This window comes from Vibrio sp. 10N.222.49.C9 (assembly GCF_041474985.1).
GTDB classification, from domain to species: domain Bacteria; phylum Pseudomonadota; class Gammaproteobacteria; order Enterobacterales; family Vibrionaceae; genus Vibrio; species Vibrio crassostreae_C.
Genome location: NZ_JBFRVD010000622.1, coordinates 1 through 368 on the forward strand (window position 1 = coordinate 1; position 368 = coordinate 368).

The window sequence follows — 368 nt, forward strand, 5'->3', positions numbered from 1 at the left end:
AAAGAAGGTCGACATTAGATTCGAACGGCAACACATAGACAATAGGTTTCTCTATATCTATGTTGAGATCACTAATAGGAGAAGGGGGTACGACATTACCCTTAACCAATACTTTCAAAGGAAAGCGTAAAGCTGTTTGTGTCAGTGTATGACCAGAAGACATATTTATGATTGTCCCAATTTATATTTGGTGCCCAAGGCTCTTCAAGACTAGGTGGTAAAATAAGCGTCGCAAGAATAGCAGAACTGGTCGAACCTTTTAACCAGAATTGTTTTAATGTTAGGTCAATAAATGAAAAAGCACAGCAAGATAAAAAGAATAGGTGATCAATGAAAGGTAATACAGGATTCAAACGCGTTATTAAGGC

1 protein-coding gene is annotated in these 368 nt (G+C 37.2%); it reads right to left on the reverse strand.

Going from position 1 to position 368, the window contains the following annotated elements:
• Positions 1-101: 101 nt before the first annotated feature.
• On the reverse strand, positions 102-368 hold a 267-nt coding region (locus AB4585_RS24780), incomplete at its 5' end, for a hypothetical protein (protein WP_372171404.1).